At 51.1% G+C, this 25,168-nt stretch carries 23 protein-coding genes and 1 tRNA gene; 18 read left to right on the top strand and 6 right to left on the bottom strand.

What is annotated here, in order from left to right; genetic code table 11:
- Positions 1 to 1,055: benzoate/H(+) symporter BenE family transporter (locus WAO31_RS00345; protein WP_509588901.1), on the top strand; the 1,055-nt coding region annotated here is incomplete at its 5' end.
- On the opposite strand, the gene valS is transcribed toward WAO31_RS00345, so the two are convergent.
- A complete protein-coding gene (gene valS, locus WAO31_RS00340) occupies positions 1,052 to 3,652 on the bottom strand; it encodes a valine--tRNA ligase (RefSeq protein WP_509588899.1) in 2,601 nt (866 codons plus the stop codon). The two genes, WAO31_RS00345 and valS, sit on opposite strands and share 4 nt — an antisense overlap.
- Before the next feature lie 82 nt (positions 3,653 to 3,734).
- On the opposite strand from valS, the gene ileS reads away from it, so the two are divergent.
- From ileS to ndk, 4 genes are read left to right on the top strand one after another with little or no spacing between them, the layout of a single operon-like run.
- Complete coding sequence (ileS, locus tag WAO31_RS00335) at positions 3,735 to 6,947, top strand: isoleucine--tRNA ligase (protein ID WP_509588897.1); 3,213 nt, start codon at positions 3,735 to 3,737, stop codon at positions 6,945 to 6,947.
- On the top strand, positions 6,944 to 8,308 hold the full coding sequence (locus WAO31_RS00330; RefSeq protein WP_509588895.1) for a bifunctional folylpolyglutamate synthase/dihydrofolate synthase: 1,365 nt from the start codon (positions 6,944 to 6,946) through the stop codon (positions 8,306 to 8,308). The genes ileS and WAO31_RS00330 overlap by 4 nt, the downstream gene beginning before the upstream one ends.
- The gene (locus WAO31_RS00325) at positions 8,298 to 8,669 is read left to right on the top strand and encodes a DUF4233 domain-containing protein (RefSeq protein WP_509588893.1); all 372 of its coding nucleotides are present in this window, start codon (positions 8,298 to 8,300) and stop codon (positions 8,667 to 8,669) included. Before WAO31_RS00330 ends, WAO31_RS00325 begins: the two co-directional genes overlap by 11 nt.
- The gene (gene ndk / locus WAO31_RS00320) at positions 8,669 to 9,082 is read left to right on the top strand and encodes a nucleoside-diphosphate kinase (protein WP_509588891.1); all 414 of its coding nucleotides are present in this window, start codon (positions 8,669 to 8,671) and stop codon (positions 9,080 to 9,082) included. The genes WAO31_RS00325 and ndk overlap by 1 nt, the downstream gene beginning before the upstream one ends.
- On the opposite strand, the gene WAO31_RS00315 is transcribed toward ndk, so the two are convergent.
- Positions 9,079 to 9,696, bottom strand: coding sequence for a vitamin K epoxide reductase family protein (locus tag WAO31_RS00315; RefSeq protein ID WP_509588889.1), 618 nt, complete (start codon positions 9,694 to 9,696; stop codon positions 9,079 to 9,081). The two genes, ndk and WAO31_RS00315, sit on opposite strands and share 4 nt — an antisense overlap.
- Positions 9,697 to 9,978: 282 nt before the next feature.
- On the opposite strand from WAO31_RS00315, the gene WAO31_RS00310 reads away from it, so the two are divergent.
- The 13 genes from WAO31_RS00310 (at position 9,979) to WAO31_RS00250 (ending at position 19,793) form a co-directional block, all read left to right on the top strand.
- A complete protein-coding gene (locus tag WAO31_RS00310) occupies positions 9,979 to 12,069 on the top strand; it encodes an Rne/Rng family ribonuclease (RefSeq protein WP_509588887.1) in 2,091 nt (696 codons plus the stop codon).
- Between the two features lie 66 nt (positions 12,070 to 12,135).
- Positions 12,136 to 12,444: a 50S ribosomal protein L21 gene (gene rplU, locus WAO31_RS00305; RefSeq protein ID WP_213342227.1), complete on the top strand. Its 309-nt coding sequence runs from the start codon at positions 12,136 to 12,138 to the stop codon at positions 12,442 to 12,444.
- A gap of 13 nt (positions 12,445 to 12,457) precedes the next feature.
- Positions 12,458 to 12,712 (top strand): 50S ribosomal protein L27, encoded by a 255-nt coding sequence (rpmA, locus tag WAO31_RS00300; protein ID WP_213342230.1) that lies wholly within the window; start codon positions 12,458 to 12,460, stop codon positions 12,710 to 12,712.
- 76 nt (positions 12,713 to 12,788) lie between these two features.
- On the top strand, positions 12,789 to 14,312 hold the full coding sequence (gene obgE, locus WAO31_RS00295) for a GTPase ObgE (protein ID WP_509588884.1): 1,524 nt from the start codon (positions 12,789 to 12,791) through the stop codon (positions 14,310 to 14,312).
- Positions 14,313 to 15,110 (top strand): glutamate 5-kinase, encoded by a 798-nt coding sequence (gene proB, locus WAO31_RS00290; RefSeq protein WP_509588882.1) that lies wholly within the window; start codon positions 14,313 to 14,315, stop codon positions 15,108 to 15,110.
- 9 nt (positions 15,111 to 15,119) lie between these two features.
- Positions 15,120 to 16,364: a glutamate-5-semialdehyde dehydrogenase gene (locus WAO31_RS00285; protein WP_509588880.1), complete on the top strand. Its 1,245-nt coding sequence runs from the start codon at positions 15,120 to 15,122 to the stop codon at positions 16,362 to 16,364.
- 40 nt (positions 16,365 to 16,404) lie between these two features.
- Positions 16,405 to 16,581 (top strand): hypothetical protein, encoded by a 177-nt coding sequence (locus tag WAO31_RS00280; RefSeq protein ID WP_509588878.1) that lies wholly within the window; start codon positions 16,405 to 16,407, stop codon positions 16,579 to 16,581.
- A gap of 18 nt (positions 16,582 to 16,599) precedes the next feature.
- Positions 16,600 to 17,187, top strand: coding sequence for a nicotinate-nucleotide adenylyltransferase (gene nadD / locus WAO31_RS00275; RefSeq protein WP_509588876.1), 588 nt, complete (start codon positions 16,600 to 16,602; stop codon positions 17,185 to 17,187).
- Positions 17,184 to 17,762 (top strand): hypothetical protein, encoded by a 579-nt coding sequence (locus WAO31_RS00270; protein WP_509588874.1) that lies wholly within the window; start codon positions 17,184 to 17,186, stop codon positions 17,760 to 17,762. Before nadD ends, WAO31_RS00270 begins: the two co-directional genes overlap by 4 nt.
- 10 nt (positions 17,763 to 17,772) lie before the next feature.
- Positions 17,773 to 18,153, top strand: coding sequence for a ribosome silencing factor (gene rsfS, locus WAO31_RS00265; RefSeq protein ID WP_509588872.1), 381 nt, complete (start codon positions 17,773 to 17,775; stop codon positions 18,151 to 18,153).
- A 27-nt stretch (positions 18,154 to 18,180) separates the two neighbouring features.
- Positions 18,181 to 18,253, top strand: a tRNA-Ala gene (locus tag WAO31_RS00260).
- An 89-nt stretch (positions 18,254 to 18,342) separates the two neighbouring features.
- Positions 18,343 to 18,963: an alpha/beta hydrolase gene (locus WAO31_RS00255; protein ID WP_509588870.1), complete on the top strand. Its 621-nt coding sequence runs from the start codon at positions 18,343 to 18,345 to the stop codon at positions 18,961 to 18,963.
- Positions 18,964 to 19,034: 71 nt separating this feature from the next.
- The gene (locus WAO31_RS00250; protein WP_509588868.1) at positions 19,035 to 19,793 is read left to right on the top strand and encodes a Bax inhibitor-1/YccA family protein; all 759 of its coding nucleotides are present in this window, start codon (positions 19,035 to 19,037) and stop codon (positions 19,791 to 19,793) included.
- Here the strand turns inward: WAO31_RS00250 and WAO31_RS00245 are convergent.
- From WAO31_RS00245 to WAO31_RS00230, 4 genes are all read right to left on the bottom strand, one after another.
- A complete protein-coding gene (locus tag WAO31_RS00245; RefSeq protein WP_509588866.1) occupies positions 19,767 to 23,015 on the bottom strand; it encodes a DNA polymerase III subunit alpha in 3,249 nt (1,082 codons plus the stop codon). The two genes, WAO31_RS00250 and WAO31_RS00245, sit on opposite strands and share 27 nt — an antisense overlap.
- A gap of 2 nt (positions 23,016 to 23,017) precedes the next feature.
- Entirely contained in the window at positions 23,018 to 23,308 is a 291-nt protein-coding gene (locus tag WAO31_RS00240; protein WP_509588864.1) for a DUF6504 family protein, read from the bottom strand.
- 100 nt (positions 23,309 to 23,408) lie between these two features.
- On the bottom strand, positions 23,409 to 24,068 hold the full coding sequence (locus WAO31_RS00235; protein WP_509588862.1) for a DedA family protein: 660 nt from the start codon (positions 24,066 to 24,068) through the stop codon (positions 23,409 to 23,411).
- A gap of 47 nt (positions 24,069 to 24,115) precedes the next feature.
- The gene (locus WAO31_RS00230; RefSeq protein ID WP_509588860.1) at positions 24,116 to 24,907 is read right to left on the bottom strand and encodes an aminotransferase class IV; all 792 of its coding nucleotides are present in this window, start codon (positions 24,905 to 24,907) and stop codon (positions 24,116 to 24,118) included.
- Positions 24,908 to 25,168 lie beyond the last annotated feature (261 nt).

Raw genomic sequence — 25,168 nt, 5'->3', positions numbered from 1 at the left:
CCAGAGATCAAACCTTCACAGCAATTTTTGTTTTGCTTATCGGCTACGGCCTATTGTCAACGGTTCTGAGCTACCGATATAAGATGCCAATCTCAATTGTTTGGTCTACTCCGGGAGCGGCGTTTCTAGCGGCATCTGCCGGATTGGGTCTGGAATTTGATCAAGCGGTTGGCGGATTCTTACTCTCCGGAGTATTACTGACAATCACAGGTTTTTGGCCTGCGCTTTCGAATCTGGTTCAGAGAATTCCTTCAACTATTGCAAGCGCAATGCTTGCCGGAATTCTGTTTGTTTTTGTTATCACTACGGTGCAGGCTTCGGTAAATTACCCGCTAATTGTTTTGCCTTTTGTGGTGCTGTGGTTTTTCCTTAATCGCATAGCTCCGATCTGGGCGACACCGATTGCAATCGTTCTGGCGTTTGGGCTCATGAGTGTGGATGTGGGAGCTGGCTGGCTTGAGACCGTGAGCCTGGTCCCAAGATTTGATTTGGTGATTCCAGCGTTCGAGTTGATACCAATGATCTCAATCGGAATTCCGCTCTACCTGATTACCATGGCAAGCCAAAACCTTCCGGGGATTGCAATCATGAAGGGCTTCGGATATACGGTTCCGGTTAGGGCTGTGATTGGATCAACGGGTATTGCAACAGTCGTGGCTTCTTTCTTCGGCGGGTTTGGCATGAACCTTGCAGCCATCACGGCCGCCATCAATGCGAACGAGCAAGCCGCTAAAGACCCAAGCCGTCGCTGGCTCGCCTCTTTTGTTGGAGGGTTGGTCTATTGGCTTTTTGCAATTGGTGCCGGAGTGTTCGCAGCTTTTGTTTTGGCAGTTCCATCAGATCTTTTGTTGGCGGTAGTTGGACTGGCATTGCTACCCAGCTTTATTTCGGCGATTGGCGTGTCACTAGAGGACAAGGAAGCCAGACTCCCAGCCGCCATCACTTTTATCGTTGGAGCAGCTGGAATCAGTGTTTTTGGAATTGGCGGCGCATTCTGGGCCCTGGTTGCCGGGCTGTTGGTTCTGGCCTGGCAGAAAGCGCCCCTGAAGCGCTAGCCTGCGGGTTTGAAAATAACCTCTTCAACCAGCGTTTGTTCTCCCGGAACAATTTCTAGGCTTTCAATCTTTCCAACTGACCTTAGGTCATCGGCTATTGAGGAAAGCCCCTCGGAGTTTGCTGAGGAAATTCGAATTGAAGCGATTTCAGCCTTCATTGAAAGCTGCTGGTCGGATTTTGACTTTCTAATACCCATCAGAGCCTCTGATGCGCTGGCCATCAGCTTTGGGTCCGATCCGCTTGAGTATTTCGTGAGCTCGCCAGTTGTTGGCCAACTGCTTAGGTGGATACTGCCTTCTTGCCACCAACTCCAGGCTTCCTCTGTTGCAAATGGAATGAATGGCGCGAGCAACCTAAGCAGCGTGTGTAGGGCGATTCGTAAAGCAGATACAGCGGAGGCTTGAGCCTCGGGTGTGGTGGCTTGCCCGTAGGCACGCTCTTTCACGAGCTCCAGGTAATCATCGGTGAAGTTCCAGAAGAAAGTCTCGGTGACTTCCATTGCCTTGGTGTGGTCGTAGGCTTCAAAAGCTTTTCCAGCTTGGTCAACAACCTCCGAAAGTGCAGCAAGCATTGCACGGTCAATTGGCTCGGTGACTTCTGCAGTCTGAGAGCCGATTTCAAAAGATAGAACAAACTTGGCGGCGTTTAGAACCTTGATTGCCAAGCGACGACCGACCTTCATCTGACCCACGTCAAAGGCTGCATCGGTACCGAGTCTTGCCGCGGCTGCCCAGTAGCGAACTGCGTCGGAGCCGTGCTCATCGAGTAGATCGTTTGGAACAACTACGTTGCCCTTTGATTTGGACATTTTCTTGCGGTCCGGATCAAGAATCCATCCCGATAGCGCTGCGTCTGACCAAGGCAGGGCCCCTTCTTCCTGGAGAGATCTCAAGACGGTCGAAAACAACCAGGTGCGAATGATGTCTTGACCCTGAGGTCGAAGATCAAATGGGAAAACCTTCCCGTACTTTTCTGGATCAGAGATCCAACCACCGGCCAGTTGAGGAGTCAAAGAGGAGGTGGCCCAGGTGTCCAAAATGTCAACCTCGCCGATAAAGCCATTTGGTTTGCCGCGCTGATCCTCGGTGAATCCAACCGGTGCCTGACTCGACGGGTCTACCGGAAGAGATGCAATGTCCGGGGTAATTACTTTTTCAAAGTCTGGGTTGCCATCGGCGTCTAGCTGATACCAGACCGGAATTGGGACTCCAAAAAAGCGCTGGCGCGAAACTAGCCAGTCTCCGGTTAGACCGTTGACCCAGTTTTCATACCTGACTCGCATGAAATCGGGGTGAAACTTAAGGGTTTTGCCAAGGCCAATGAGTTTTTCACGAAGCTCTGCATCGCGTCCACCGTTTCTGATGTACCACTGACGGGTAGAAACAATCTCGAGGGGCTTATCGCCTTTTTCGAAGAACTTCACCGGGTGCGTTATCGGCTTGGGTTCGCCGACCATGTCTCCCGATTCGGTCAGAAGCTCGACAATTGTCTGCTTTGCGGAAAAGACGGTCTTGCCGGCTAGTTGAGCAAATATCTCTTTGCCCTTGGCGTCTCTTATAACAGCCGGCGCCTCTGAGATGATTCGACCATCCCAGCCGAGGATTGCTCTGTTGGGTAGATCAAGCTCGCGCCACCAAATGACGTCGGTTACGTCACCGAAGGTACAGATCATCGCGATTCCGGAACCTTTGTCTTTTTGTGCAAGGTGGTGAGCTAACACCGGAACCTCAACACCAAATAAAGGGGTCTTTACAGATTTGCCAAACATCGGCTGGTAGCGCTCATCGTCTGGGTGGGCAACTAAAGCAACACACGCCGGAATGAGCTCTGGCCTGGTTGTTTCAATAAAGATTTTTCCATCCGGCCCGTCGAATCCGATTCGGTGGTAGGCGCCGGGCTGATCGCGATCCTCAAGTTCTGCTTGGGCAACAGCTGTTCTAAAAGTCACGTCCCATAGAGTAGGCGCCATCGCTTGGTAGGCCTCACCTCGGGAGAGGTTATTTAGGAAAGCCTTTTGTGAAACAGCCTGAGCGTCGGGTGAAATGGTTTGGTAAGTCTGAGACCAGTCGATTGATAATCCCAGCTGACGCCAGAGCGCTTCAAAGTGCTTCTCGTCTTCCTGGGTTAGTTTCTCGCAGAGCTCAATAAAGTTTCGTCTGGAAATTGGAACCTGATCTGCAGCCTTAGATGATTTACCGTCGCCACCTTCAAATGGCGGTTTGAATCCATCCTGATAGGGAAGTGTTGGATCGCATCGAACGCCGTAAAAATTCTGAACCCGTCTCTCGGTGGGTAGTCCGTTATCGTCCCAGCCCATTGGGTAATAAACCTCTTTACCTAGCATGCGCTGGTATCTGGCAATTAGATCGGTGTGGGTGTAGCTGAAGACGTGCCCCACGTGAAGTGAACCGGAAACTGTCGGCGGAGGAGTATCTATTGAATAGATGTTTGATTTCTCGGCCGTTTTATCGAAGCTGTAGCTGCCAGACTCATCCCAGCTAGCTCCCCACTTAGCCTCTAGACCTTCTACTCCAACCTTGTCTGGGGTGGTTGCGGCTCGGGCAAAGCTTATTTCAGGCGGTTGCTGATTATTCAAAGGTCAAAGTCTCCATAAAAGGGGTTCAATACAGGTTAACATTGTCAGAGATTGAAGAACACATCAGCCAGAAAGCCTAAAAATGTATCCCCAGAACTCGGCCGGTCAGGCTTTCGGCGTAAACCCGAGCCCGTCTTTTCCGGAAATAGAGAAGCAGACCCTCGAATACTGGGAAAAATCGGGCACTTTTCAAGAATCCATTGATCAACGCAAGGCTGAGGGCGCCGAGGAATTCGTTTTCTACGACGGCCCGCCATTTGCCAATGGCCTGCCTCACTACGGTCACCTCCTCACCGGCTATACCAAAGACCTAGTCCCTCGCTTCAAGACCATGCAGGGCTTCCGCGTTGAGCGCCGGTTCGGATGGGACACCCACGGCCTTCCGGCCGAGGTTGAGGCCGAGCGTCAGCTTGGAATATCCGGAAGACCGGAGATTGAAAAATTCGGGGTCGATAAGTTCAACGCGTATTGCAAGACATCTGTTCTGAAATACACCGAGGACTGGAGGAGCTATGTCACCAGGCAAGCTCGCTGGGTGGATTTTGACAACGACTACAAGACTCTAGACACCAACTACACCGAGAGCGTTATTTGGGCTTTCAAGGAGTTACACAAAAAAGGCCTGATTTACGAAGGCTTCAAGGTGCTGGCTTATTGCTGGCGCTGCGAGACACCGCTTTCGAATCACGAGCTAAAAATGGACGACGAGGTTTACAAAATCCGTCAGGATCAGTCCGTCACGGTCACTTTCCCAATCGTAGGTGGAGATCTAGACGGAGTTCGAATGTTGGCCTGGACGACGACTCCTTGGACTCTTCCAACAAACTTTGCTCTTGCAGTTGGGCCAGATATTTCATACGCGGTGGTACCAGCCGGTCCTGGCGGAGCTACCGATGGCGGCGACGCAAGCACCAAGTATTTAATTGCAGCCTCTTTGCTTGGCGCCTACGCCAAGGACTTAGGTTATGAAGATGCTGAGTCGGCAGTTTTGGCAACTGAGAAAACTGTTCAAGGTAAAGAACTGGGTGGTGTGCGATACGCCCGAATCTTTGACTACTACGCAGACCAATCAAAGTTTGAAAATGCTAACGCGTGGCAGGTCCTCGTTGGAGATTACGTCGTCGATAACGAGGGAACCGGAATAGTCCATCAAGCTCCGGCTTACGGAGAGGACGACCAAAAGCTTTGTGATGCCGCGGGAATCCCGGTCTACGTTTCAATAAACGAGCGCGGTCAGTTCAACTCTGTAGTTTCAGATTTTGAAGGCCAGCACGTCTTCGAAGCCAATAAGCCCATTACTCAGAAGCTAAAGGCCGAGGGCAGGTTGCTGCGCCAGGCAAGCTACGAGCACTCCTACCCGCACTGCTATCGCTGTAAGAACCCATTGATCTATAAGGCAGTCTCGTCTTGGTTTGTGGAAACTACCAAGGTGAAAAATCGGATGCTCAAGCTGAACCAGCAAATTGAGTGGACTCCGTCTCATACCAGGGACGGCTCATTTGGAAAGTGGCTGGAGAACGTTCGTGACTGGGCTATCAGCCGAAACCGTTTCTGGGGAGCTCCGATTCCAGTTTGGAAATCAGATGATCCAAACTATCCGCGTATGGATGTTTACGGATCTTTAGCGGAACTTGAAAAAGACTTCGGAAAGGCGCCCCAAGATTTTCATCGCCCTTTTATTGACGAACTAACTAGACCTAACCCAGACGATCCGACCGGTAAGTCGACAATGCGTCGCGTGCCAGAAGTTTTGGACTGCTGGTTTGAGTCGGGATCTATGCCGTTTGCTCAGGTTCACTATCCGTTTGAGAACCGCGAGTGGTTTGAAACTCACAACCCTGGTGATTTCATCGTTGAGTATGTCGGGCAAACCAGAGGCTGGTTCTACACTCTCCACGTTTTGGCAACCGCGTTGTTTGACCGCCCAGCATTCAAAAGCGCCATCTCTCACGGAATCGTGCTTGGAAATGACGGGCAGAAGATGTCCAAGTCGCTTAGAAACTACCCTGACGTATACGAAGTCTTTGATCGCGATGGCTCCGATGCCATGCGCTGGTTTTTGATGTCAAGCACGATCCTTCGAGGCGGAAACCTAGTTGTCACTGAGCAAGGGATTCGAGAGGGTGTTCGTCAGGTGCTGCTTCCACTTTGGAACACTTGGTACTTCTTCTCTCTCTATGCAAATGCCTCTAATTATGAGGCGAAGTACTCAGTTTCGAGTGACGATGTACTAGATCGATACCTCATTGCAAAAACCCGAGATTTGATTGTCTTAGTCGAACAGGATCTAAATCAGTTTGACTCCTACTCGGCTTCTGCGAGACTGCGTGACTTCAGCGACATTTTGACAAACTGGTATGTCCGAAGGTCAAGGGATCGCTTCTGGGAAGGAAATGAGGAGGCGTTCGACACCCTCTATACAGTGCTAGAAATGGTGACCCGAGTTGCTGCCCCACTTCTTCCAATGGTCGCCGAGGAAATCTGGCGCGGACTTACCGGGGGTAAGAGCGTGCACCTGACAAATTGGCCAGACCCCTCAAAGCTTGCCTACGACGAGGAGCTTGTTGTCGCCATGGACCAAGTTCGTATCGTCAGCTCGGTAGCTCTTGGACTTAGAAAGACGAATGGGCTTCGGGTCAGATTGCCACTTTCAAAACTCACCGTGGTAACCCAAGGTGCCAGCCGCCTGGAAAACTTCTCTAGCATCATCGCCGAAGAGCTGAACGTGAAAGAAGTTGAATTAGTTGAGCTAGCTGCCGCATCAACCCAGGCTTTCGGTGTTGAGAAGCAACTGAACATAAACTCTCGGGCCCTCGGCCCAAGACTGGGTAAGCAAGTTCAGGAGATTATCCAGTCTGCCAAATCTGGCAATTGGGAGCCAAAAGGCGAAACGGTATTGGTCAACGGGGTAGAACTTCTTGACGGAGAGTACGAGATAAATCTCGTTGCTAAAGATGAGTCAAGCGATGAGAAGCTAATAGGAATTTTGCCCGGCGGAGGTTTCGTGATTCTGAACCGTGTCGTTACCGCCGAGCTTGCTGCAGAGGGGTTGGCAAGAGATGTTGTTAGGGCAGTGCAGCAGGCCCGAAAAGATGCAGATCTAAATGTGTCAGATCGAATTGCCACCGAGATTTTTGGTGAAAAAGATGTTCTTGAGGCGATTAGGGCTCACGAGGAACTGGTCAAGGCCGAAACCCTCACTCTTCAACTAAAGCTCATCGAGAGGTCTGCTTCAGATAACTCAGTCCCAGTTGGTGAGTCACAGCAAGTTTCGATTGCGGTGGCAAAGCTTTGAGTGAAGGCTCAAGAGATGAACTGTATTGGTTTTCACAATCAGATTCAGTTCTAGCAAAACTTTTACTTCGCGTTCCAGAAAACAAGATTCGCCCACGTCTTGAACCAACCAGGAGAGCAGTTGAACTGCTGGGTGACCCCCAGCGCTCCTATCGAGTAATCCACGTGACCGGAACCAACGGCAAGACTTCAACCACCAGGTTTATCGAGCGGATTTTGCGCGAGCACGGTCTAAGGACCGGTCGCTTCACCTCACCGCACCTCATTCGTCTGAACGAGCGCATGGCACTCGATGGTGAGCCAGTAAGCGACGAGCAATTGGTGAGCGTCTTCGCTGACATCGAGCCAATTCTGGAGTTCGTGGATCGGGAGCTTGCCGAGGCCGGGGATGCCCCGCTGACATTTTTTGAGGCTCTAGCCGTGCTGGGTTTTGCGGTATTTGCAGATGCACCGGTGGATGTTTTGGTTCTGGAAGTTGGCATGGGTGGAGCCTGGGATTCGACAAATGTCGCTGATGGCGACGTTGCTGTCTTTACGCCAATTGGCCTTGATCACATGGACAGACTCGGAGACACGATCGAAGAAATTGCGGAAACTAAATCCGGAATCATAAAAACCGGTGCCATTGTTGTGAGCTCCAAGCAAAGCCCAGAGGCTCTCGGTGTCTTGGAGAGGGTTGCTAATGCAAGCGCTGAGAGCTTCAAGCTCGAGGGTAGGGATTTTTCCTTTGAGGGCTTTGAAGCAACTCCGGTCGGTCAGGTGGTATCAGTTTCGGGTCTCGCGGGAAACTACGGGCCGGTTAACGCTCCAGTGTTTGGAGTTCACCAGGCACAGAATCTGGCAGTTGCAATCGCTGCGGTCGAGGCTTTTTTAGGAGGGGGAGAACTTGCAATAGCGGATTACATATTACGATCTGCGGTTTCTGATGTTTCATCACCTGGCAGGCTTCAACTAGTTAGAACAGAACCGCCACTTTTGTTGGACGGTGCCCACAATCCCGCGGGAGCGCTGACTATGGCTCAAACGCTCAAAACTGAGTTTTCAGGCAAGCCATTGATTGCCTTGATCGCAGTCCTGGAGGAAAAAGATGCGGAGGGTTTGCTCGCAAATTTGTCGGGTATCTTCGAGCGTGCGGTGATAACCCAGTCGACAAGCGCTAGATCCATGCCTATCGCTGATATCGAGCCGATCGCCGCATTGGCTCTGGGCTGTGATGTTTTGGCCTTTTCTGATTTCCGGGCTGGGCTGGCAAGAGCCCAAGAAATCGCAGCGGAGGTCGATGGCACAGTTGTAGTGACCGGGTCGATTACCTTAGTAGGAGACGTCATCAAGTTGATCCAGGAGGAATCGGATGCGCAATAGATCTACCAAAGCAACTCTGGGATCGCTGGTTATGGTGTTCCAGTCGGTTGTGGTTTTCTTTGCAACCCTGGTCGGATTTGGTCTTCAGGTTCATCCTGACCCCGCGGTAATTTGGGGAGTCGGGCTGGGACTTTCCGTACTTCTTATGATCTTTCCTGCAGTTTTAGGAAAGCCTGGCACTTACCTAATTGGGTGGATCTTGCAGCTGGTTGTAATTTCCCTTGGAATCTGGGTGCCGCTGATGTACCTTCTCGGTGTCGTATTTTTAGGAATGTGGGCCTGGGGAATGATTGCCGGTGGGACAATTGATAAAGCTCGCGCAGCTAAGAAAAAACTCGATTCAGCAGAAGGTGGGAACTAATGAAAGAGCAGACTCTGGTTCTGGTAAAACCTGACGGTGTTGCTAGGCAACTAACTGGTGAAATCATCTCTCGCATTGAGCAAAAGGGCTACGTTGTCACGGGTGTAAAAATGCTTACCCCAACTATCGAGCAGCTAGCCGCACACTACGCTGAGCACGAGGGTAAGCCCTTCTACGCTCCGCTGATTGAGTTCATGTCTTCTGGACCGGTTGTAGCTATTCGAGTAGAAGGAGACCGCGTAATCGAGGGCTTTAGGTCTCTGGCTGGAGCAACTGACCCAACCACCGCGGCACCTGGAACCATTCGCGGGGACTTAGGTCGCGATTGGGGCGAAAAGGTTCAGAAGAACTTAGTTCACGGTTCCGACTCAGTTGAGTCGGCTAATCGCGAGCTCGGAATCTGGTTTTCTTAGAACAGACTCGGCCACAGATCCCAGAATCGCCAAATGGTTGTCGTGATGATGGCTCCAAAGGTTGCAAAAGTAAAGAGCCAGTGCCAGTCGTAGGCCGCAACAAAAAAGCCCACTGTCCTAATCGGAACAGGAACAATTCCCTCGCGAGCTGAGAAAAGAAACTGTTTCCAAAACATCGGAATCATTCCAGTCCACGCCACCATGCAGTAAGGACACAGCGCTCCAATCTCAAAGAGGCTCTGGCTAAACAACCAAATAACAAATGCCAACCCGCCGCCCATTGCAAGCGTGAATAACAACCAAAACCACTTGGCAAACTTTGCTCCCGCGAGAATTGCAAAACCGACGAGGATTGGGGCAAAAAATGCAGTGAGGCCAATCAAAGAATTGGGAAAGCCCAGCAGGGATGCCTGCTCGGTGAGCATTACCGACTTACATGAGATAAAGGGGCTGACATCGCAACTAAGCACGGCATCGGGATTTGCGGCAACATTAAGTCGCTCTATGGTTAGAGCCATAGCTCCGATCCAGCCAACCACTCCACCGGTAATGAGCATCCAGGCGAGCGAGGTGTTTCCGCCAATTAGCGTCTTTTCGGGTGTTTTGGTGGCCATTAGTCAAGTATTCCACGGCGAATCGGGCTCTTTGACGCATTTGGTGTAATACTTATTTACGTAAGCACATGGGAGCCACATCCTCCCGCTTAGACAAGGTTTATCGAGCATTTGGCTCCAAGGCATAAGACCCATCGGGCAGCTGGCAGGGCGACGTGACAGCAATGACTCGCAACTAACAGGTTTTGGTCGGCGGCAAAAAGTCGCTGATAAGGATTAAGAGCCGAGAATTTGGCCAAGTGTGTGGACTTTTGCCAACCGGCAGCATGGAGCGCACCTTAAATGGTGAAGGAAAAAGATGATTCAGCCAAGGCTGACAAAGTAACAAAAAAAGTAGTAAAAAAAGTTTCGAAGAGTGAGCCCAAGGCTGCGACCAAAAAGGTTGAAAAAAAACCGACTCTGAAAAAAGAACCTACCAAAGTCGCCGCCTCAAAAACCGCTAAGCCGGCTAAGACTAAAAAAGCTGATGCCACTTCGGCCCCGGCAAGAAGTGCAACCTCACTTCTATTTCAAGCGCCAGATCTTCCACCGGTTGAGCCGAGGAAGAAAACCGCCTCCAAAAAATCAGTAGAGGTGGAGTCCGAGTCGCACCTTCGAAGACGCTCTCGCCGCCGCGCCGGTGAGCCAATTGATGTAAATCCTGACGCTCCGAATGTTGTTGTCAAGGTAAGAACTCCAAGGTCCCCTAAAGAACCAAGCAATGAGCCTCAGCGCATCAAGGGTTCCACCAGGCTCGAAGCCAAGAAGCAGCGCCGTCGAGATGGTCGTGATTCTGGAAGAAGACGCCAGACCATTACCGAAACAGAGTTTTTGGCACGTCGAGAATCGGTAGATCGCATGATGCTGGTTCGCTCCAAGGACGACAAGATCCAGCTTTGCGTTTTGGAGGACAAGGTACTGGTTGAGCACTACGTAGCTCAGACGCAGGACGGCTCCTTAATTGGCAACGTTTACCTCGGCAAAGTTCAGAACGTACTTCCCTCTATGGAAGCTGCCTTCGTGGATATTGGCCGCGGCCGAAATGCCGTTTTGTACTCTGGAGAAGTCAACTGGGATGCTGACGGGCTCGAGGGCCAACCCCGTAAAATTGAAGTTGCCTTGAAGTCCAACGACACCATTCTGGTTCAGGTCACTAAGGACTCGGTCGGCCAAAAAGGTGCCCGTCTAACCTCTCAGGTCTCGCTACCAGGTAGGTATGTGGTCTACGTGCCAAACGGGAACATGAATGGCATCTCCAGAAAACTTCCAGACTCCGAGCGAGTTCGCCTGAAGAAGATTTTGAAGGGGATTGTCCCCGAGGAAGCCAGTGTGATTGTTCGAACAGCAGCCGAGGGTGCCACCGAAGAGCAACTCACCTTGGATGTTGAAAGACTCAGGGCCCAGTGGGACGGAATTCAGAAAAAACTCAAGAAGGCAACTCCTCCTACTCTGTTACATTCCGAACCTGACCTTCTGGTAAAAATCGTTCGAGACGTATTCAATGAGGACTTCCAGAAGATGATTATTTCTGGAAGCGATGCGCAAGCCGTAATCACAGAATATTTGGAGTCTGTAGCACCTGATCTATTGGACCGCGTAGAGATCTACGACGGTAAGGAAGATCTTTTTGACCGACACCGTGTTGGAGAGCAAATCGGCAAGGCGTTGGAGCGCAAGGTTTACCTTCCGTCCGGTGGATCTTTGGTAATTGATCGAACCGAAGCGATGACCGTGGTGGATGTAAACACCGGAAAGTTTGTCGGTTCGGGTGGAAACCTTGAGCAAACCGTCACCAAGAACAACCTTGAAGCTGCCGAAGAAATAGTGAGGCAGCTTAGACTCCGCGACATCGGCGGAATTATCGTTGTCGACTTCATTGACATGGTGCTTGAGTCAAACCGGGATCTAGTCTCCAGAAGATTGATTGAGTGCCTAGGTCGCGACCGCACCAAGCACCAGGTGGCGGAGGTAACTTCTCTTGGACTTGTCCAAATGACCAGAAAGAAACTGGGTCTGGGGCTTCTGGAATCCTTTAGCGAGCCCTGTGAGGTTTGCAGCGCCAGGGGCGCCATCGTCCACGTTGAGCCAATCATGAGAGTTAGAAGCTCCAACGAGGGTAAATCAGAGAAAAAGCGCAGAGGCCACATGGAGGTGGCCAATGTCGTGACACCCGAGCGCGCCTCTGAGATCAACTCGGTGGTGGCCAAGATTGCCGCTTCGACCATGGGAACCGGCAAAATCGAGTCCAAGCCGGCTCAGGATCAAGCCCCGGCTGAAGACTCGCTCGAGCGCATTCTTGAAGCTCTGCCCGAAGCCAAGCCAGACCCAAAGGCAGAAGTCAAGCGCAAGCCAAGGCGGGCCACCAGCCCAGCTAAGGTTGACCCAGGCGCTTAAGCCCCATTAGACTAGGGGGCTGTTGCCCAGATGGTGACTTCCCAAACTTAGAAAAAGGTAAATCAAGTGGTTTTCGCAGTAGTTCGAGCAGGCGGCCGTCAGGAAAAGGTGTCAGTTGGCACCATCGTAACCCTTGACCGCATCAAGGCCGATGCCAATGGCAAGATTCAGCTTCCAGCCCTACTGCTAGTAGACGGCGACAAGGTAACTACCGATGCCGCTGCTCTAGCTTCCGTGAAGGTTACGGCAGAGGTTCTAAACGATCTTCGTGGACCGAAGATCATCATCCAGAAGTACAAGAACAAAACCGGATACAAGAGACGTCAGGGTTTCCGTTCAGAACTAACCCGCGTCCAAGTTCTAGAGATCAAGTAAAGGATTAGAGCAAATGGCATCCAAAAAGGGAGTTAGCTCCACTAGGAACGGTCGCGATTCCAACGCTCAGCGTCTTGGCGTGAAGCGCTATGCAGGCCAGGAAGTAAACGCGGGGGAAATCATTGTTCGCCAGCGCGGAACTCACTTCCACCCGGGAAAGAATGTCGGCAAGGGCAAAGATGACACTTTGTTTGCTCTAGCTGCCGGTGCCGTTGAATTCGGGACCAAGGGCGGCCGCCGCGTAGTAAACATCGTTGAGGCTGCATAAGCAAACAGTCAACAATAGTTTCTACTAAAGGCGAGCCACTGGCTCGCCTTTAGTTATTTGTGAAGGAGGGAATCCCATGGTCTCATTCGTTGACCAAGTGACCCTTCACGTGCGCGCCGGAAACGGCGGCAAGGGATGCGTCTCCGTGAAGCGGGAGAAGTTTAAGCCCCTGGGCGGTCCAGATGGTGCCGACGGCGGAAGAGGCGGCAGTATTGCGCTTTACGCCGATGCGAATACCACAACACTTTTGGAGTATCACTTCCATCCGCACCGTGCCGCCGGCGACGGCGCCGCAGGAGCTGGAGATTTTAGAAACGGGGCGCAAGGCGAAGACCTGAAGCTCGCCGTTCCAGTTGGCACAATCGTCAAAAAGCCAAACGGTGAACTGATTGCAGATCTAGATGAAGCCGGCATGGAACTGATCGTGGCCGAAGGTGGTGTCGGGGGATTGGGAAACGCTGCCCTCGCTAGCACTAAACGCAAAGCTCCCGGCTTTGCACTTCTTGGAGTTCCAGGGTGGTCAGGCGATGTAGTTCTTGAGCTAAAAACTGTCGCTGACATCGCTTTAGTTGGTTACCCTTCAGCAGGAAAGTCCTCCTTGATTGCTGCAGTGTCTGCAGCAAGGCCGAAAATTGCTGACTACCCATTTACTACTCTGCACCCCAATCTTGGAGTTGTTCAGGCCGGTGAAACCAGATACACAATTGCTGACGTTCCAGGTCTTATCGAAGGTGCCAGTGAAGGAAAAGGATTAGGCCTGGAATTTCTGCGCCACGTCGAGCGTTGCTCAGCTCTGCTTCACGTAATTGACTGTGCAACACTTGAACCCAACCGCGACCCAGCTTCTGATCTAGACAAGGTACTAAAAGAGTTAGCCGCCTATCAAGTCCCCGAGGGTCAAAAACCTCTTACTGAGCGTCCAGCACTAATTGCACTGAACAAGGTTGATATTCCTGACGCTAAAGAGTTGGCCGAATTTATCCGTCCGGAGCTAGAAGCTCGCGGCTACGAAGTGTTTGAGGTTTCTGCCGCCACTCACCTTGGGCTAAAGGAACTGAAGTTTGCGATGGCAAAGCTTGTTGAGGCCGATCGAAAAGAGAAAGCTAAAGTACCTTCTCGGCCAAAGATTCAGCTTATGCAGGCAAGAAAAGAAGATAACAACTTCAAAATTGTTCGCGAGTTCACCGGAGTCGATGAGTACTTCAGGATTCTGGGCACCAAGCCAGAGCGCTGGGTTGCACAAACAGATTTCGGCAACGAGGAAGCAGTCGGCTATCTGGCCGATCGACTTGCCAAGATTGGAATTGAGGATGCCCTCTTCAAGGCCGGCGCATCGAGCGGTTCAACGGTTGTTATAGGTCCGGGTGACGGAGTTATTTTTGACTGGGAGCCAACCATCTCTTCCACTGCCGAGCTACTGGTTAGCCCAAGAGGGACTGACCCGAGGTTTGGCCCACTAAACGACAGACGAACAAATGTTGAACGAAGGAAGCGATACCAAGAAATGATGGATGCTAGAGCCGCTCTTCGCGAGAAGATGGAATCCGAACGGAAGTCAGGAATTTGGTCAAGACCAGAAGATTTCGAGGAGAAAAAGTAATTGTCAGATCACGGTAGGCGATTGCTGGAGGCCAAAAGGGTAGTTGTAAAAATTGGCTCTAATTCAGTCACTGGAAAAAATGAAGGAAAAATTGACCAATTGGTTGATGCCCTTGCCATGGCAATGGAGCGCGGTGCAGAGGTTGTCTTGGTGTCTTCTGGCGCCATTGCAACCGGAATGCCTCTGTTTGATTTTGACCAAAAGCCGACCGACCTAGAAACGTTTCAGGCCTTGGCTGCGGTTGGCCAGTTTCGCCTTCTTTCCAAGTATCAGAAGAGCCTTGAGCGACATGATATCGTGGCGGGTCAAGTGCTACTAACTATTACCGACATCGAAAAACAAGAAAGTCGCGTCAACGCAAAACGAGCACTCGAGAGATTAATGCAATTGGGAGCTCTACCGATTGTCAATGAGAATGACACCGTTGCCACGACAGAGATTCGCTTTGGAGACAACGACCGCCTAGCCGCAATGGTTGCAATGCTGCTAGATGCGGACGCTTTGGTGTTTTTGAGTGACGTGGACGGTTTATACGATATGCCCCCAACCAAGCCGGAGGCCAAACTTATTCAGCATGTTGCTTTCGGAATGGATCTAGCTGGATTGGAAATTGCAGGCACTAACACTGGTGTTGGAACGGGAGGGGCCATCACTAAGGTGGCAGCCGCGAAGAGCTGCACGGAGGTTGGAATTTCCGTCTTCATAACCAACGCTGACAACGTCATTGAAACCCTAGCGGGAGAGTCAGTCGGTACTTTTTTTGAACCGAATCCCCAAATCAAGATTGTCCGTAAGTAGGCTTTGGGTATGTCAGCAACCGACAAAATCAAACTTGCTAAACAGGCAAGTAGTGCTCTAGCAATTACTTCAACGGTTCAAAAAGACGCTGCCCTGGAGGCTATCGCCAAATTGCTTGTGGCTTCAGTTCCTGAAATCGTTGCCGCAAATAAAGATGACCTAGAAAAAGCTAAGACTGATGGTCTCTCAGAGGGCCTGCAGGACCGTCTGATGCTAAACGCCGAAAGAATCGGTGCTCTCGCAAGTTCTTTGAGAGACATCATTGCGCTACCAGATCCAATAGGTGGTGTGGTGCGCGGAATGGCCCTTCCAAACGGACTAAAGCTCTCGGAAGTGAGAGTTCCATTCGGTGTAATCGGAGCAATCTACGAGGCCCGTCCAAATGTCACTGTTGACATCACGGCCCTAGCCTTGAAATCGGGAAATGCAGTAGTACTTCGCGGAGGAAGCGCCGCCGAGAACACCAACATCGCTCTTGTAAAGGTTTTGCAGCAGGGCTTAGCCGAAGCGGGACTAAGTGGTGACCTAGTGCAGACCGTGGACGACTTTGGGCGAGACGGGGCCAACGAAATGATGGCTGCCCGAGGTTTGATTGACGTGTTGATTCCTCGCGGTAGCGCATCGCTCATCAAGGCTGTTGTCGAGGGCTCTAAAGTGCCAGTCATTGAAACTGGTGATGGAGTAACGCACCTATTTATTGACGAGTCGGCAAACCCGCAGTGGTCAGTCGATATTGTTCACAACTCCAAGGTTCAGCGCCCCTCAACCTGCAACGCTCTAGAAACTCTTCTAGTTCACCAGTCGGTCGCGACGACTATCTTGCCAAAGGTGCTAAGTAAACTTACCGAGTCAGGAGTCACCATTCACGGCGATCAGGCAACGGTTGCGGCGTTTCCAGCCGCGGTTCCCGCCACAGAGGATGACTGGAGCGCCGAGTACTACTCTTTGGATTTGGCAGTTCGAGTCGTTTCCAGTCTTGAAGAGGCCCTCGACCACATAAAGAAATATTCAACCCACCACACCGAGGTCATCATTACCGACAGCCAAATCAATGCCGAGAGGTTTCTCGCCGAGGTGGATTCGGCCGTAGTAATGGTGAATGCCGCAAGCAGATTCACCGATGGCGGCCAGTTTAGTTTTGGCGCGGAGGTTGGAATATCAACCCAGAAGCTCCATGCCAGGGGCCCCATGGGTCTTTTGGAGCTAACTGCGACAAAATGGCTAGTTAGAGGCTCCGGTCAAACCCGTCACTAGGTTATTCTTTTAGTCAAGACTAAATCTTTAGGAGATCAACTTGCTGTCACTTCTTACCGAGGGGCCATTCATCCAGCACAACGAGCTGCCTATGCCCGCCTTAATGTATGGGGTTATTGCGATTACTTTATTTGTGCTTTTGGCCTTCATTGTGTTTTCTTACCGCGATGTCGCACACCGCCACGCACATAAGAGCTCCGATTCACAGGGACACTAAGCTCAAAAGCTTTCTAGCATGGCTAAATTCCGACTCGGCGTGATGGGTGGCACTTTTGACCCCATCCACAACGGTCACTTAGTGGCTGCTAGCGAAGTTGCGGCGGCCCTAAATCTAGATCAAGTTGTTTTTGTTCCTACCGGTGACCCGTGGCAAAAACAGGCCGTGACCGGCGGCGAGCATCGTTATTTGATGACCGTGATCGCAACCGCAGCCAACCCAAGGTTTTTGGTCTCTCGTGTAGACATCGATCGCGACAAGCCAACGTACACTGTCGATACCCTGAACGATCTAAAGGCGAAATACCCAGACGCTGAACTGTTCTTTATCACCGGTAGTGACGCCATCGCCCAGATATTGGCCTGGCACGAGGTTGAAAAACTTTGGGAACTAGCTCATTTCGTTGCGGTAAGTCGACCGGGTCACGTTTTGGAAATTCCCGAGGCCCTAGAAGGGACCGTCACTTCGGTAGAAGTACCAGCTCTGTCCATAAGCTCGACCGACTGTCGTGACCGGGTAGCTAAGGGGGAACCTATTTGGTATCTGGTCCCCGACGGCGTTGTCCAATACATCGGAAAACACGGTCTTTATCGGGGAGTGGCATGAGTGATTCCACTATGTACCAATCAAGGCGCGAGCGTCGTGAGGCAGAAAAAGCAAGTACTGCAAACTCCAACAAACCGGTCAGTTTTGTTGAACCGACGATGACCGGTCCCATCCCAACTTTGAACACCCCAGATATCTATCTCGAGCCGGTAAAAACTGCCGACTTTGGCTCGACCAGCAATCTTGGTGCTGAGCCGGTGACGGCGTCCATAATCATGGACAAGCTTCCAGAGTTCGATAACGATCGGGTGGTACTTAGTGGAACAGGAGCGGTTATGACAACCGGCTCCATAACCGTTTCTCAAGCCAACCCGACAACCGGAAGCAATTCGGTAGTTTCTGCCAGCGAACTAGCTGACGAGGCACTTGTCGAAGACAGCCTTAACTCATTCGTTTCCTCTGTTGCTCCGATTCGAGCGGCGGGGATTGCCAAAACCAGGGCTAGGACTGTTGAGCTAACTTTGGTTACCAGAAAAGGGCAGGGCCAGGTTTACGCCGTTATGTCCACTGCTGTACTAATGATCACGATTGGGGCATTGATTGTCGCAGCGTTTATGCTTGGAATCTTCGAATAGATAGGAATTTGTGACCGCCACTAAAGAAGCACTCCAGATTGTTCAAATTGCAGCTCAGGCCGCATCCGACAAAGTAGCCGAAAATCTCGTTGCCCTTGATGTCACAAATCCAATGCCGCTGACCGACATCTTCTTGATTGTCTCTGGTCGCAACGAGCGCCAGGTTATGGCGATTTCTGACGGTATTGAGGACAAGCTCTTGGAAAGTGGCGTGAAGCTACTCAGGCGTGAAGGAAAGAGCTCAGGTCGTTGGATACTTCTTGATTTTGGGTACGTGATAGTGCACGTGATGCATGAGGAAGAGCGGATGTATTACTCTCTCGAGCGCATTTGGTCAGACTGCCCGGTAGTTCCACTTGAGCTAGTTTCGGCCGGCGATGGTTTGAGCTAAACTAACAAGGTTGTAAGAAACAAAGATGGGCCTGTGGCGCAGCTGGTAGCGCACCTGCATGGCATGCAGGGGGTCAGGGGTTCAAGTCCCCTCAGGTCCACAAAAGACTAATAGCCCTCCGGGGCTATTTTTCTTTTAAGTCTTGGTCAATTCATTCAAATCTAGACTGGAAGGGATTGGAGACCTACTTTGGAAAAACAGAAACTTTCTCGGCCGCATGTTTGGCTTGCCAAGCCAAGCGCATCAAGAACCTTGCTTTTGCTGCATGGCTCTGGAGCAGATGAGCATGATCTACTCTCCCTTGGCCGAGAGCTAGACCCTAGAGCAAACATCCTTTCGCCAAGGGGGGCAATTACTCAGCAAGGCATGGTTAGGTTTTTTGAGTATGAGCCGGATTTCACTCCATCTAGTCAGTCCCTTTTAGAGGAGATAGACAAGCTCGCCGAATTCATTGAACTAGCAAGTGCCCGGTATGGATTTTCGGTTGAGTCGATGGTTACTGTCGGGTTCTCAAACGGAGCTCACGCCGGCGGGGCACTGATGCTTCTAAAGCCCGCTCTGGTTCGGGTGCTGGTTGCTTTTGGAACCACTCAAGTGCTTCCAGAGATTAGTTCGGGGGTTGACCTTTTGGGCAGACAAGTTTTTATTGCCAATGGTGAGCTGGATGATTACTCGCCCCCTCGAAAAACAGCCGCGCTGATCGAGCAGCTGGAGAGCCTGGGGGCCGATGTCACCTTGCTAATGCACCCTGGAGGCCACCAAATCAGCGGGGAGCACGTGGAGTTCATCGCTAAGGCACTGCAGAGCTAACATTCAGCATTTTCAAAGGAATAAACCTTAGACTCTAGACAGTTAACCCCTATGAAAGAAGGAGATTAGCCGTGTCCCACAACCCAGTATTTAACCGTTCGATGCAGACCGGTCTCAGTGCCGCCCGTGAGGTTCCTCAGGAGCTAGTCGACGCTGAGTTCAACAAGATCGCCTCCAAGTCGGAGCCGATGACCGTTGAGGGCACCGCTGGCAAGGTAACCGCAATTTTCTTCGTACTTCTTGTTGCCGCAGCGGCAACCTGGTTCTTTGCTCCTCTGCAGCAGCTTTGGTTCCCGGCTATGTTCGTGGGTCTCGGTCTTGCTCTTTGGATTACTTTCTCGAAGAAGGTCATGCCGGGCGTAATTGTTTCCTACGCAGCCGTTGAGGGTGTATTCCTTGGTGGAATTTCCGCTCTGTTTGAATCGATGTACCCGGGAATCGTTCAGTCGGCAGTTTTGGGAACCCTAACAACCGCAGGTGCGATGTTTGCTGCCTACCGCTTTGGTTGGATCAAGGTTGATGCAAGGTTCACCCGCATCATGACCTTCGCAATCATCGGATACATGATCTTTGCCGTTGTGAATCTAGGTTTTGTTCTTATCTCCGGCGAGGCCGGAGTTTACGGTTCAGCGTTTGGATGGCTTGCGGGTCTAGTTGGAGCAGGTCTTGCTGCCTTCACCTTGAACCTAGACTTTGAGACCATCATGGTTGGCTCTCGCGATAAGTGGCCAGTTGAGATGGAGTGGCGAGCAGCCTTTGGTTTGACTGTGACTCTAATCTGGCTCTACGTCGAGATTCTTCGTCTACTGGCTATTTTCAACCGCGACTAGTTGATTTTTCTGGCGATACTCTCGCCAGAGCTGGTTTAGATCCCAGGCGTTCTCGGCCATTATCGAAACACCCCTGACGCCGGTTCGCCTAGTCTTACCAGAAATCAAAAGCAGCTTGGTGTTGAAAAGTACCCCACTGGATCGGGACTGTGCCTCATCAAAGAAGGTTGCATCACTGCAGCCCGAGCCATCGTCAAGCGTAATAAAGACAACCCGCTTGCCAGATCGCATCGGAGGACTCTGGGTTGCAACCCTAACTCCAGCAATAAGGACTTCAGTTTTTGATCTCAAGCCAACTAACTCGCTAGATCTGACAACACCCATTTCATCCAGCATCGGCTGATACTTAGCCAGCTGGTGATCCGTGATATCCATACCAAGTAGATCAAGCTCAGCTTGAATCTGACCGGCTACTGAAATTTGAGTATTGCCGATGGGCATTAGATCTTTGGCTTCAAAATCAAGCATCGGTTGATTCTGATCGATTTTGGGTTTGGACTTTAGGGCTGTTAGCTGCCTAACTCGCTCCAGAATGTCTCCCCGGGTGTGATCAGTTGATCCGCCAGCTAATTCATCGAGTGCGCCAACCAGTGCTAAACGCTTGATGGTTGCACGCGAAGGAGACGCCCTGAGGTAAAAATCGGCTAGGTCGGCAAAAGGCGCCTGCTTGACAATTCTGGTTATCTCAGAATTTGAGATGCCGTGCAGGTCGGTTATTGCCATACGGATTGCTATTCCGTCGGCGGTTTTTTCAACCAGGTATTCATCTTTTGATTTATTGACATCTAGCGGGAGTATCTTGACCCCGAGTCTTCTGGCCTCAGATAACAGCAATCGTTTTGGATACATACCCGGATCATGGGTAAACAGCCCTGCCAAAAACTCAGTGGGGTAGTGGGTTTTTAGCCAGGCGCTTTGGTAGGTGGGAAGTGCGAAGGCTGCGCCGTGGGCTTTGCAGAAACCGAAGCTTCCAAACCCCTCCAGCACACTCCAGATTCGATCCACAACCGGCTTTGAGTAGCCGCGCTTGGTGGCGTTTTGCCTAAAGAACTTCTCAACGAACTTTTGGTCTTTTTCGAGTGCCCTCCGGAGCTCATCGGCTTTAGCGAGAGAGCAGCCGGTCATCACGTTCAAGATTTTGAGAACCTGTTCGTGGAAAATAACAACGCCTTGGGTGGACTTCAAAATAGGAGCCAGGTCAGGGTGAATAAGATCTGGCTTCACAAACCCGTGACGACCATCCAAATAAGGTGCAATCATGTTGCCCTTCATGGGCCCTGGCCGAAACAGTGAAATCTGAATGGTTAGGTCATTGAACTCGGTCGGCTGATGCTTACCAGTTAGCTCTCTTTGACCGGGGCTTTCAATCTGAAAGATACCTAGGGTATTGGTAGTTCTTATCTGCCTAAAGGTTTCTTTGTCATCTCGAGCTATAGCGTCAAGGTCAATAGCTTTGCCAGACACTCGCTCAATTTCCCTAACCGCATAGGCCATGCTGGATTGCATTCGGACCCCGAGAATATCAAGCTTGAGCATTCCCATCGGGTCCATGTCGTCCTTATCGAACTGACTCATCGGAAGGCCCAGACCACTTGGTTCAACCGGGGTAAGTGAGAGCAGGTTTTGATTTCCCAAGATCACACCGCAGGGGTGCATTGAGATGTGCCGAGGCAGCCTGTCTAGTCGCTCGGTTATATCTACAAGCAGGTTTAGTCTTCGGTCGTGCTCAACGAGCTGAGCAAGTTTTTCAAGCTCTGGTTTTTTGCCCAGCATTCCTCTAAAGTTTCTGGCACTAAAGCGCCAGATGCTCTTTGCTATCTCATCAATCTGGTCTTCTTCAAAGCCAAGCGCTAACCCGCCGTCTCGAACCGCACCCCGACCGCGGTAGGTTGACTGCATTGAAAGAAGTGTCACTCGATTCCCACCGTAACGCTTGAAGATTGCCCGATAGATATCGTGCCTTCTGGCCGACTCAACGTCGATGTCAATATCTGGAAGACTGGAGCGCTCGGTGCTTAGAAATCTTTCAAACAGTAAATCGTGTTCGATTGGGTCAACTCCGCTTATGCCAAGCAGGTAATTGGTTAGCGATCCAGCTCCTGAGCCACGAGCCGCCGTTCGAATCCGCATGTCCCGAATCATCTGTGCAACATCGGCAACAGTTAAGAAGTAGGTGGCAAAGCCAAGTTTGTTGATTGTTATTAGCTCCTGGTGAAGCCGGTGCCTAACTGGAAGTAGTTTGTTTTCCGAAAGCTCTGGATACCGCCAGCCAATCCCCAAGTGTGCTTTTTGCCAGAGCACCTCGAAGGGGTTTCCTTCTATACCCAGAGCTGATTTTTCTGGAGTTTTAGGCCTTGACCAGTCGCAGTCGCTAACCGGGTCGAGTCTCAGAGCATTTGCTAGCTCCTCGGTATTTTTTAGAAGCTTGGTGGCTAGTTCCTGGCTACCGGTGATCTCAAGCGCCAGCTGTTTCATTAGTGATTCGGGCTTGAGCCATGCTTGGGCATTGGCTTGGGGAGTAAAGATACCAAGTGGCTCTAGGTGTCTAGCGGCATCTAACACATCTCCTGTCACAGCATCATCGGGTTCTAGATAGCGAACGGCATTTGTGAGAACCGGCCTTAGGTCTGTAGTTAGCGCCAGCTGAAGCATTCTTTTTGCTTGCAGGGTTGAGTAGCTTGATCCCGGCTCGGTTAAGTGAGAAACAATTTCTACGCTCAGGCATTCGCTAACTGGAATTAGCTCTCTCCAGTCAAGAAGTTTTCTCGCAGCGACGGTGGCGTTTGTGTTTATAACCGCTTTTCCAAAGTCAGACTCCGGTCCAAGTAAAACTGTGCAGGTTGGTTTACCGTCTTTTACAACCAGTTCGCTTAAGTCTTTTTCCGAGATAGCTATTTCTTTTTTAGTTTTACCCTGAGCTCTGGTTTGGGCTTTGGAAACTATTTTGCAAAGCGCCGCCCAGCCAGTTCCTTTGTTGTGTCCTCGGCTAAGAATTGTCACCGTCCCGCGATTTTCAACCTTTAGTCGAACCCCAACTATGGGGCTGATGTTTTTATCTAGGCAGGCACCGATATGCTTCACGGCGCCATAGAGGCCGTTATCGTCGGTAATCGCTAGAGCGTCTTGACCAAAGCTCGCGGCAGCCTGAGCAAGCTGATCGGGCTTAGCTGTTCCAAAATGAAACGAGTAAGCGGATGAGACGTTTAGGTGAGTAAAGGACATACTTAGCCACAGATTCGAACCAATTGCCAGCCATCGTCTAATTGGCTATGAACCAACTCAAATTGATTGGGGGAGCTTATTCCTTTGCTGGCAGTTATCCGCCACATCTCAACTTCTAGAACCTGTGCTCCAATGCCGCGCTGGGCGCGGCTAGCCTCTAACCACCAAGGTTTTCTCGAATACCAGCGCTCCGGGCGCGAGGTGACCTGATAGCTGCCATTTCGCCAGCTGAAGCGAACCGGTTCTCCGGATTGGTTGGTCAGTACCTTGACTTTTTCGTCGACTTGGATCATTAATCTTCCCCATAAAACCGCTAATTATTCGAACAAATGTTCGAATAATGATTAGTGTATGGGTATCGACCGACAAAGCGAAATCGACCTCAAAGGCGAGCTATTTACTGCTTTTTTGGATCTCTTCGTCAATCATTTTGTCGGCAACCTTGGAGATCTTCTTCTTGGCCAGGTGGATAAGGAAGAAGAAAAGAGCCACAATCCCAACAAATACGAGGGCTCCGAACTTGAATCCGGAGGCGACCTCCTCGTAGCTGGCCTTGGCGATATAGCCAATTCCAACGTAGGTGCTTGCCCAGACCAGGCAGGCCCCAAAGGTCCAGATAATGAAGGTTTTGTAACGCATCTTGGTGGCCCCTGCCACCACCGGCACCAGGGAGTGCAGAACCGGCAAAAACCTAGAAATCGCAACTGCTGGACCGCCGCGTTTTTCAACGAATATATCGGCCCTGGCCCAGTTATCTTCACCGAAGCGCTGACCGAGCTTTGAAGATCTAATTCGCTTGCCAAAAAGCCTTCCGATGGAAAACCCAATCGATTCACCAATTAGGGAGCCCACCAAGACCGCCCCTACCAGCCAGAAAAAGTCAGGCAGGTCGGCAACTCCCGTAGAAGCAACTAAGACCACGGTATCGCCGGGGACAACAAGCCCAATGAACAAAGAGGTTTCGAGCATGATCGCAAGCCCTGCGAAGAAATTTCTCCATACCGGGTCAATGCTGGAGACGCCGTCTAGCAGCCAGTCAAGGATTTCATTCACCAGAAAATCATCCCACGAAAAGGTTGAGAAAACCCTGAGGGATAGCCCTAGTCAAGCTGAGTGCCCAGAAGTTTAAGGCGCTTCAAAAATGGCTCCAGGTGTACGGATTCAGGGAGCTCATTGGCTACACCAATCCAAGACCTAACCGGCATGATGCCATTTAGTGAACTGAGGGCCCAAATCGGTAGTTTTGCCAGATCCTCAGGTTTTGCGTTCTCAACCCTCGACTCAAAGCCGATTTGATCGGCAATCGAGAAAACTTCTCTTCGGGTAATAGAGGGAAGCCAATTGGTTTGCTCGTCCGAGGAGTAAAGCACATCACCCCGCCACCAAACCAGCGCGCTCAAGGCTCCCTCGGCAACAAATCCCTTGGAGTCGGTAATAACCGCCTCATCCGCTCCATTCATGTTGGCGTGACGCCTAAGTTGCTGGCATAAAGAAAGGTCCGGGCCTTTTACATGCGGGTTATGCCTTGGGTCGGGCTCAGGGTATGACCAAAGAGCGACTGACTCAATCTTGGCTGGAGCCTCGCGAAGCCGCAGATAAAGCCTTCGATTATTCGGCTGCTCACCGTGATACTCCATTCGTGGAAACCAACGCCCAATTTTTGGAAGCAACCTCTTAATCTCGGCGAAATATTCTGGGAGGAATTGCTCCTGGTTGGGGTCTTCATTTATAACCCAAGCACCAAAGCGCTCGAAGTGGGCACTTAAGGATCGAACTCGCCCCTCGTCGACCAACCAGGAGTCAGCCACCTTGAGCTGGACCTCGGAGCGTGAATCGATAACCGGCTTTAATTCGCCAGACTCTAGGCGATAGAAATCTCCTAGAACGCTCATCAAATTCCTCCAGGTAGGCCTTGCTCTAATCTATAGATTACGAGCAAATAGATAAGCCAATTTCCAAAACCTCAGAATGGGTGAGCCACTTTGCGTCTCGAGCTAGAAAAGCTGCGCGGCTGGGTAAACCCAGCCGATGCTTTTGTCGCTATGTACTCCAAAGACCCAAATGCCTTCTGGCTCGATAGATCCGAAAACCCTGATGAACCGGTCTCAATCCTCGGCTCAGCCGGCTCGGTTATTAGGGCAGGGGATGAGGCC

Origin of the sequence: Rhodoluna sp., from assembly GCF_049276775.1 — a bacterium.
Classification (GTDB): Bacteria; Actinomycetota; Actinomycetes; order Actinomycetales; family Microbacteriaceae; genus Rhodoluna.
This window is presented reverse-complemented; position numbering and strand designations above follow the sequence as displayed.

Excerpts from the sequence above, each read along its gene's own strand:
- WAO31_RS00310 (WP_509588887.1), top strand. The coding sequence starts at position 9,979 with ATGGTGAAGGAAAAAGATGATTCAGCCAAGGCTGACAAAGTAACAAAA.
- WAO31_RS00240 (WP_509588864.1), bottom strand. The coding sequence starts at position 23,308 with ATGATCCAAGTCGACGAAAAAGTCAAGGTACTGACCAACCAATCCGGA.
- WAO31_RS00245 (WP_509588866.1), bottom strand. The coding sequence starts at position 23,015 with ATGTCCTTTACTCACCTAAACGTCTCATCCGCTTACTCGTTTCATTTT.
- WAO31_RS00230 (WP_509588860.1), bottom strand. The coding sequence starts at position 24,907 with ATGAGCGTTCTAGGAGATTTCTATCGCCTAGAGTCTGGCGAATTAAAG.
- WAO31_RS00315 (WP_509588889.1), bottom strand. The coding sequence starts at position 9,696 with ATGGCCACCAAAACACCCGAAAAGACGCTAATTGGCGGAAACACCTCG.
- nadD (WP_509588876.1), top strand. The coding sequence starts at position 16,600 with ATGGCTAAATTCCGACTCGGCGTGATGGGTGGCACTTTTGACCCCATC.
- ndk (WP_509588891.1), top strand. The coding sequence starts at position 8,669 with ATGAAAGAGCAGACTCTGGTTCTGGTAAAACCTGACGGTGTTGCTAGG.
- rpmA (WP_213342230.1), top strand. The coding sequence starts at position 12,458 with ATGGCATCCAAAAAGGGAGTTAGCTCCACTAGGAACGGTCGCGATTCC.
- obgE (WP_509588884.1), top strand. The coding sequence starts at position 12,789 with ATGGTCTCATTCGTTGACCAAGTGACCCTTCACGTGCGCGCCGGAAAC.
- WAO31_RS00270 (WP_509588874.1), top strand. The coding sequence starts at position 17,184 with ATGAGTGATTCCACTATGTACCAATCAAGGCGCGAGCGTCGTGAGGCA.
- WAO31_RS00285 (WP_509588880.1), top strand. The coding sequence starts at position 15,120 with ATGTCAGCAACCGACAAAATCAAACTTGCTAAACAGGCAAGTAGTGCT.
- ileS (WP_509588897.1), top strand. The coding sequence starts at position 3,735 with ATGTATCCCCAGAACTCGGCCGGTCAGGCTTTCGGCGTAAACCCGAGC.
- WAO31_RS00325 (WP_509588893.1), top strand. The coding sequence starts at position 8,298 with ATGCGCAATAGATCTACCAAAGCAACTCTGGGATCGCTGGTTATGGTG.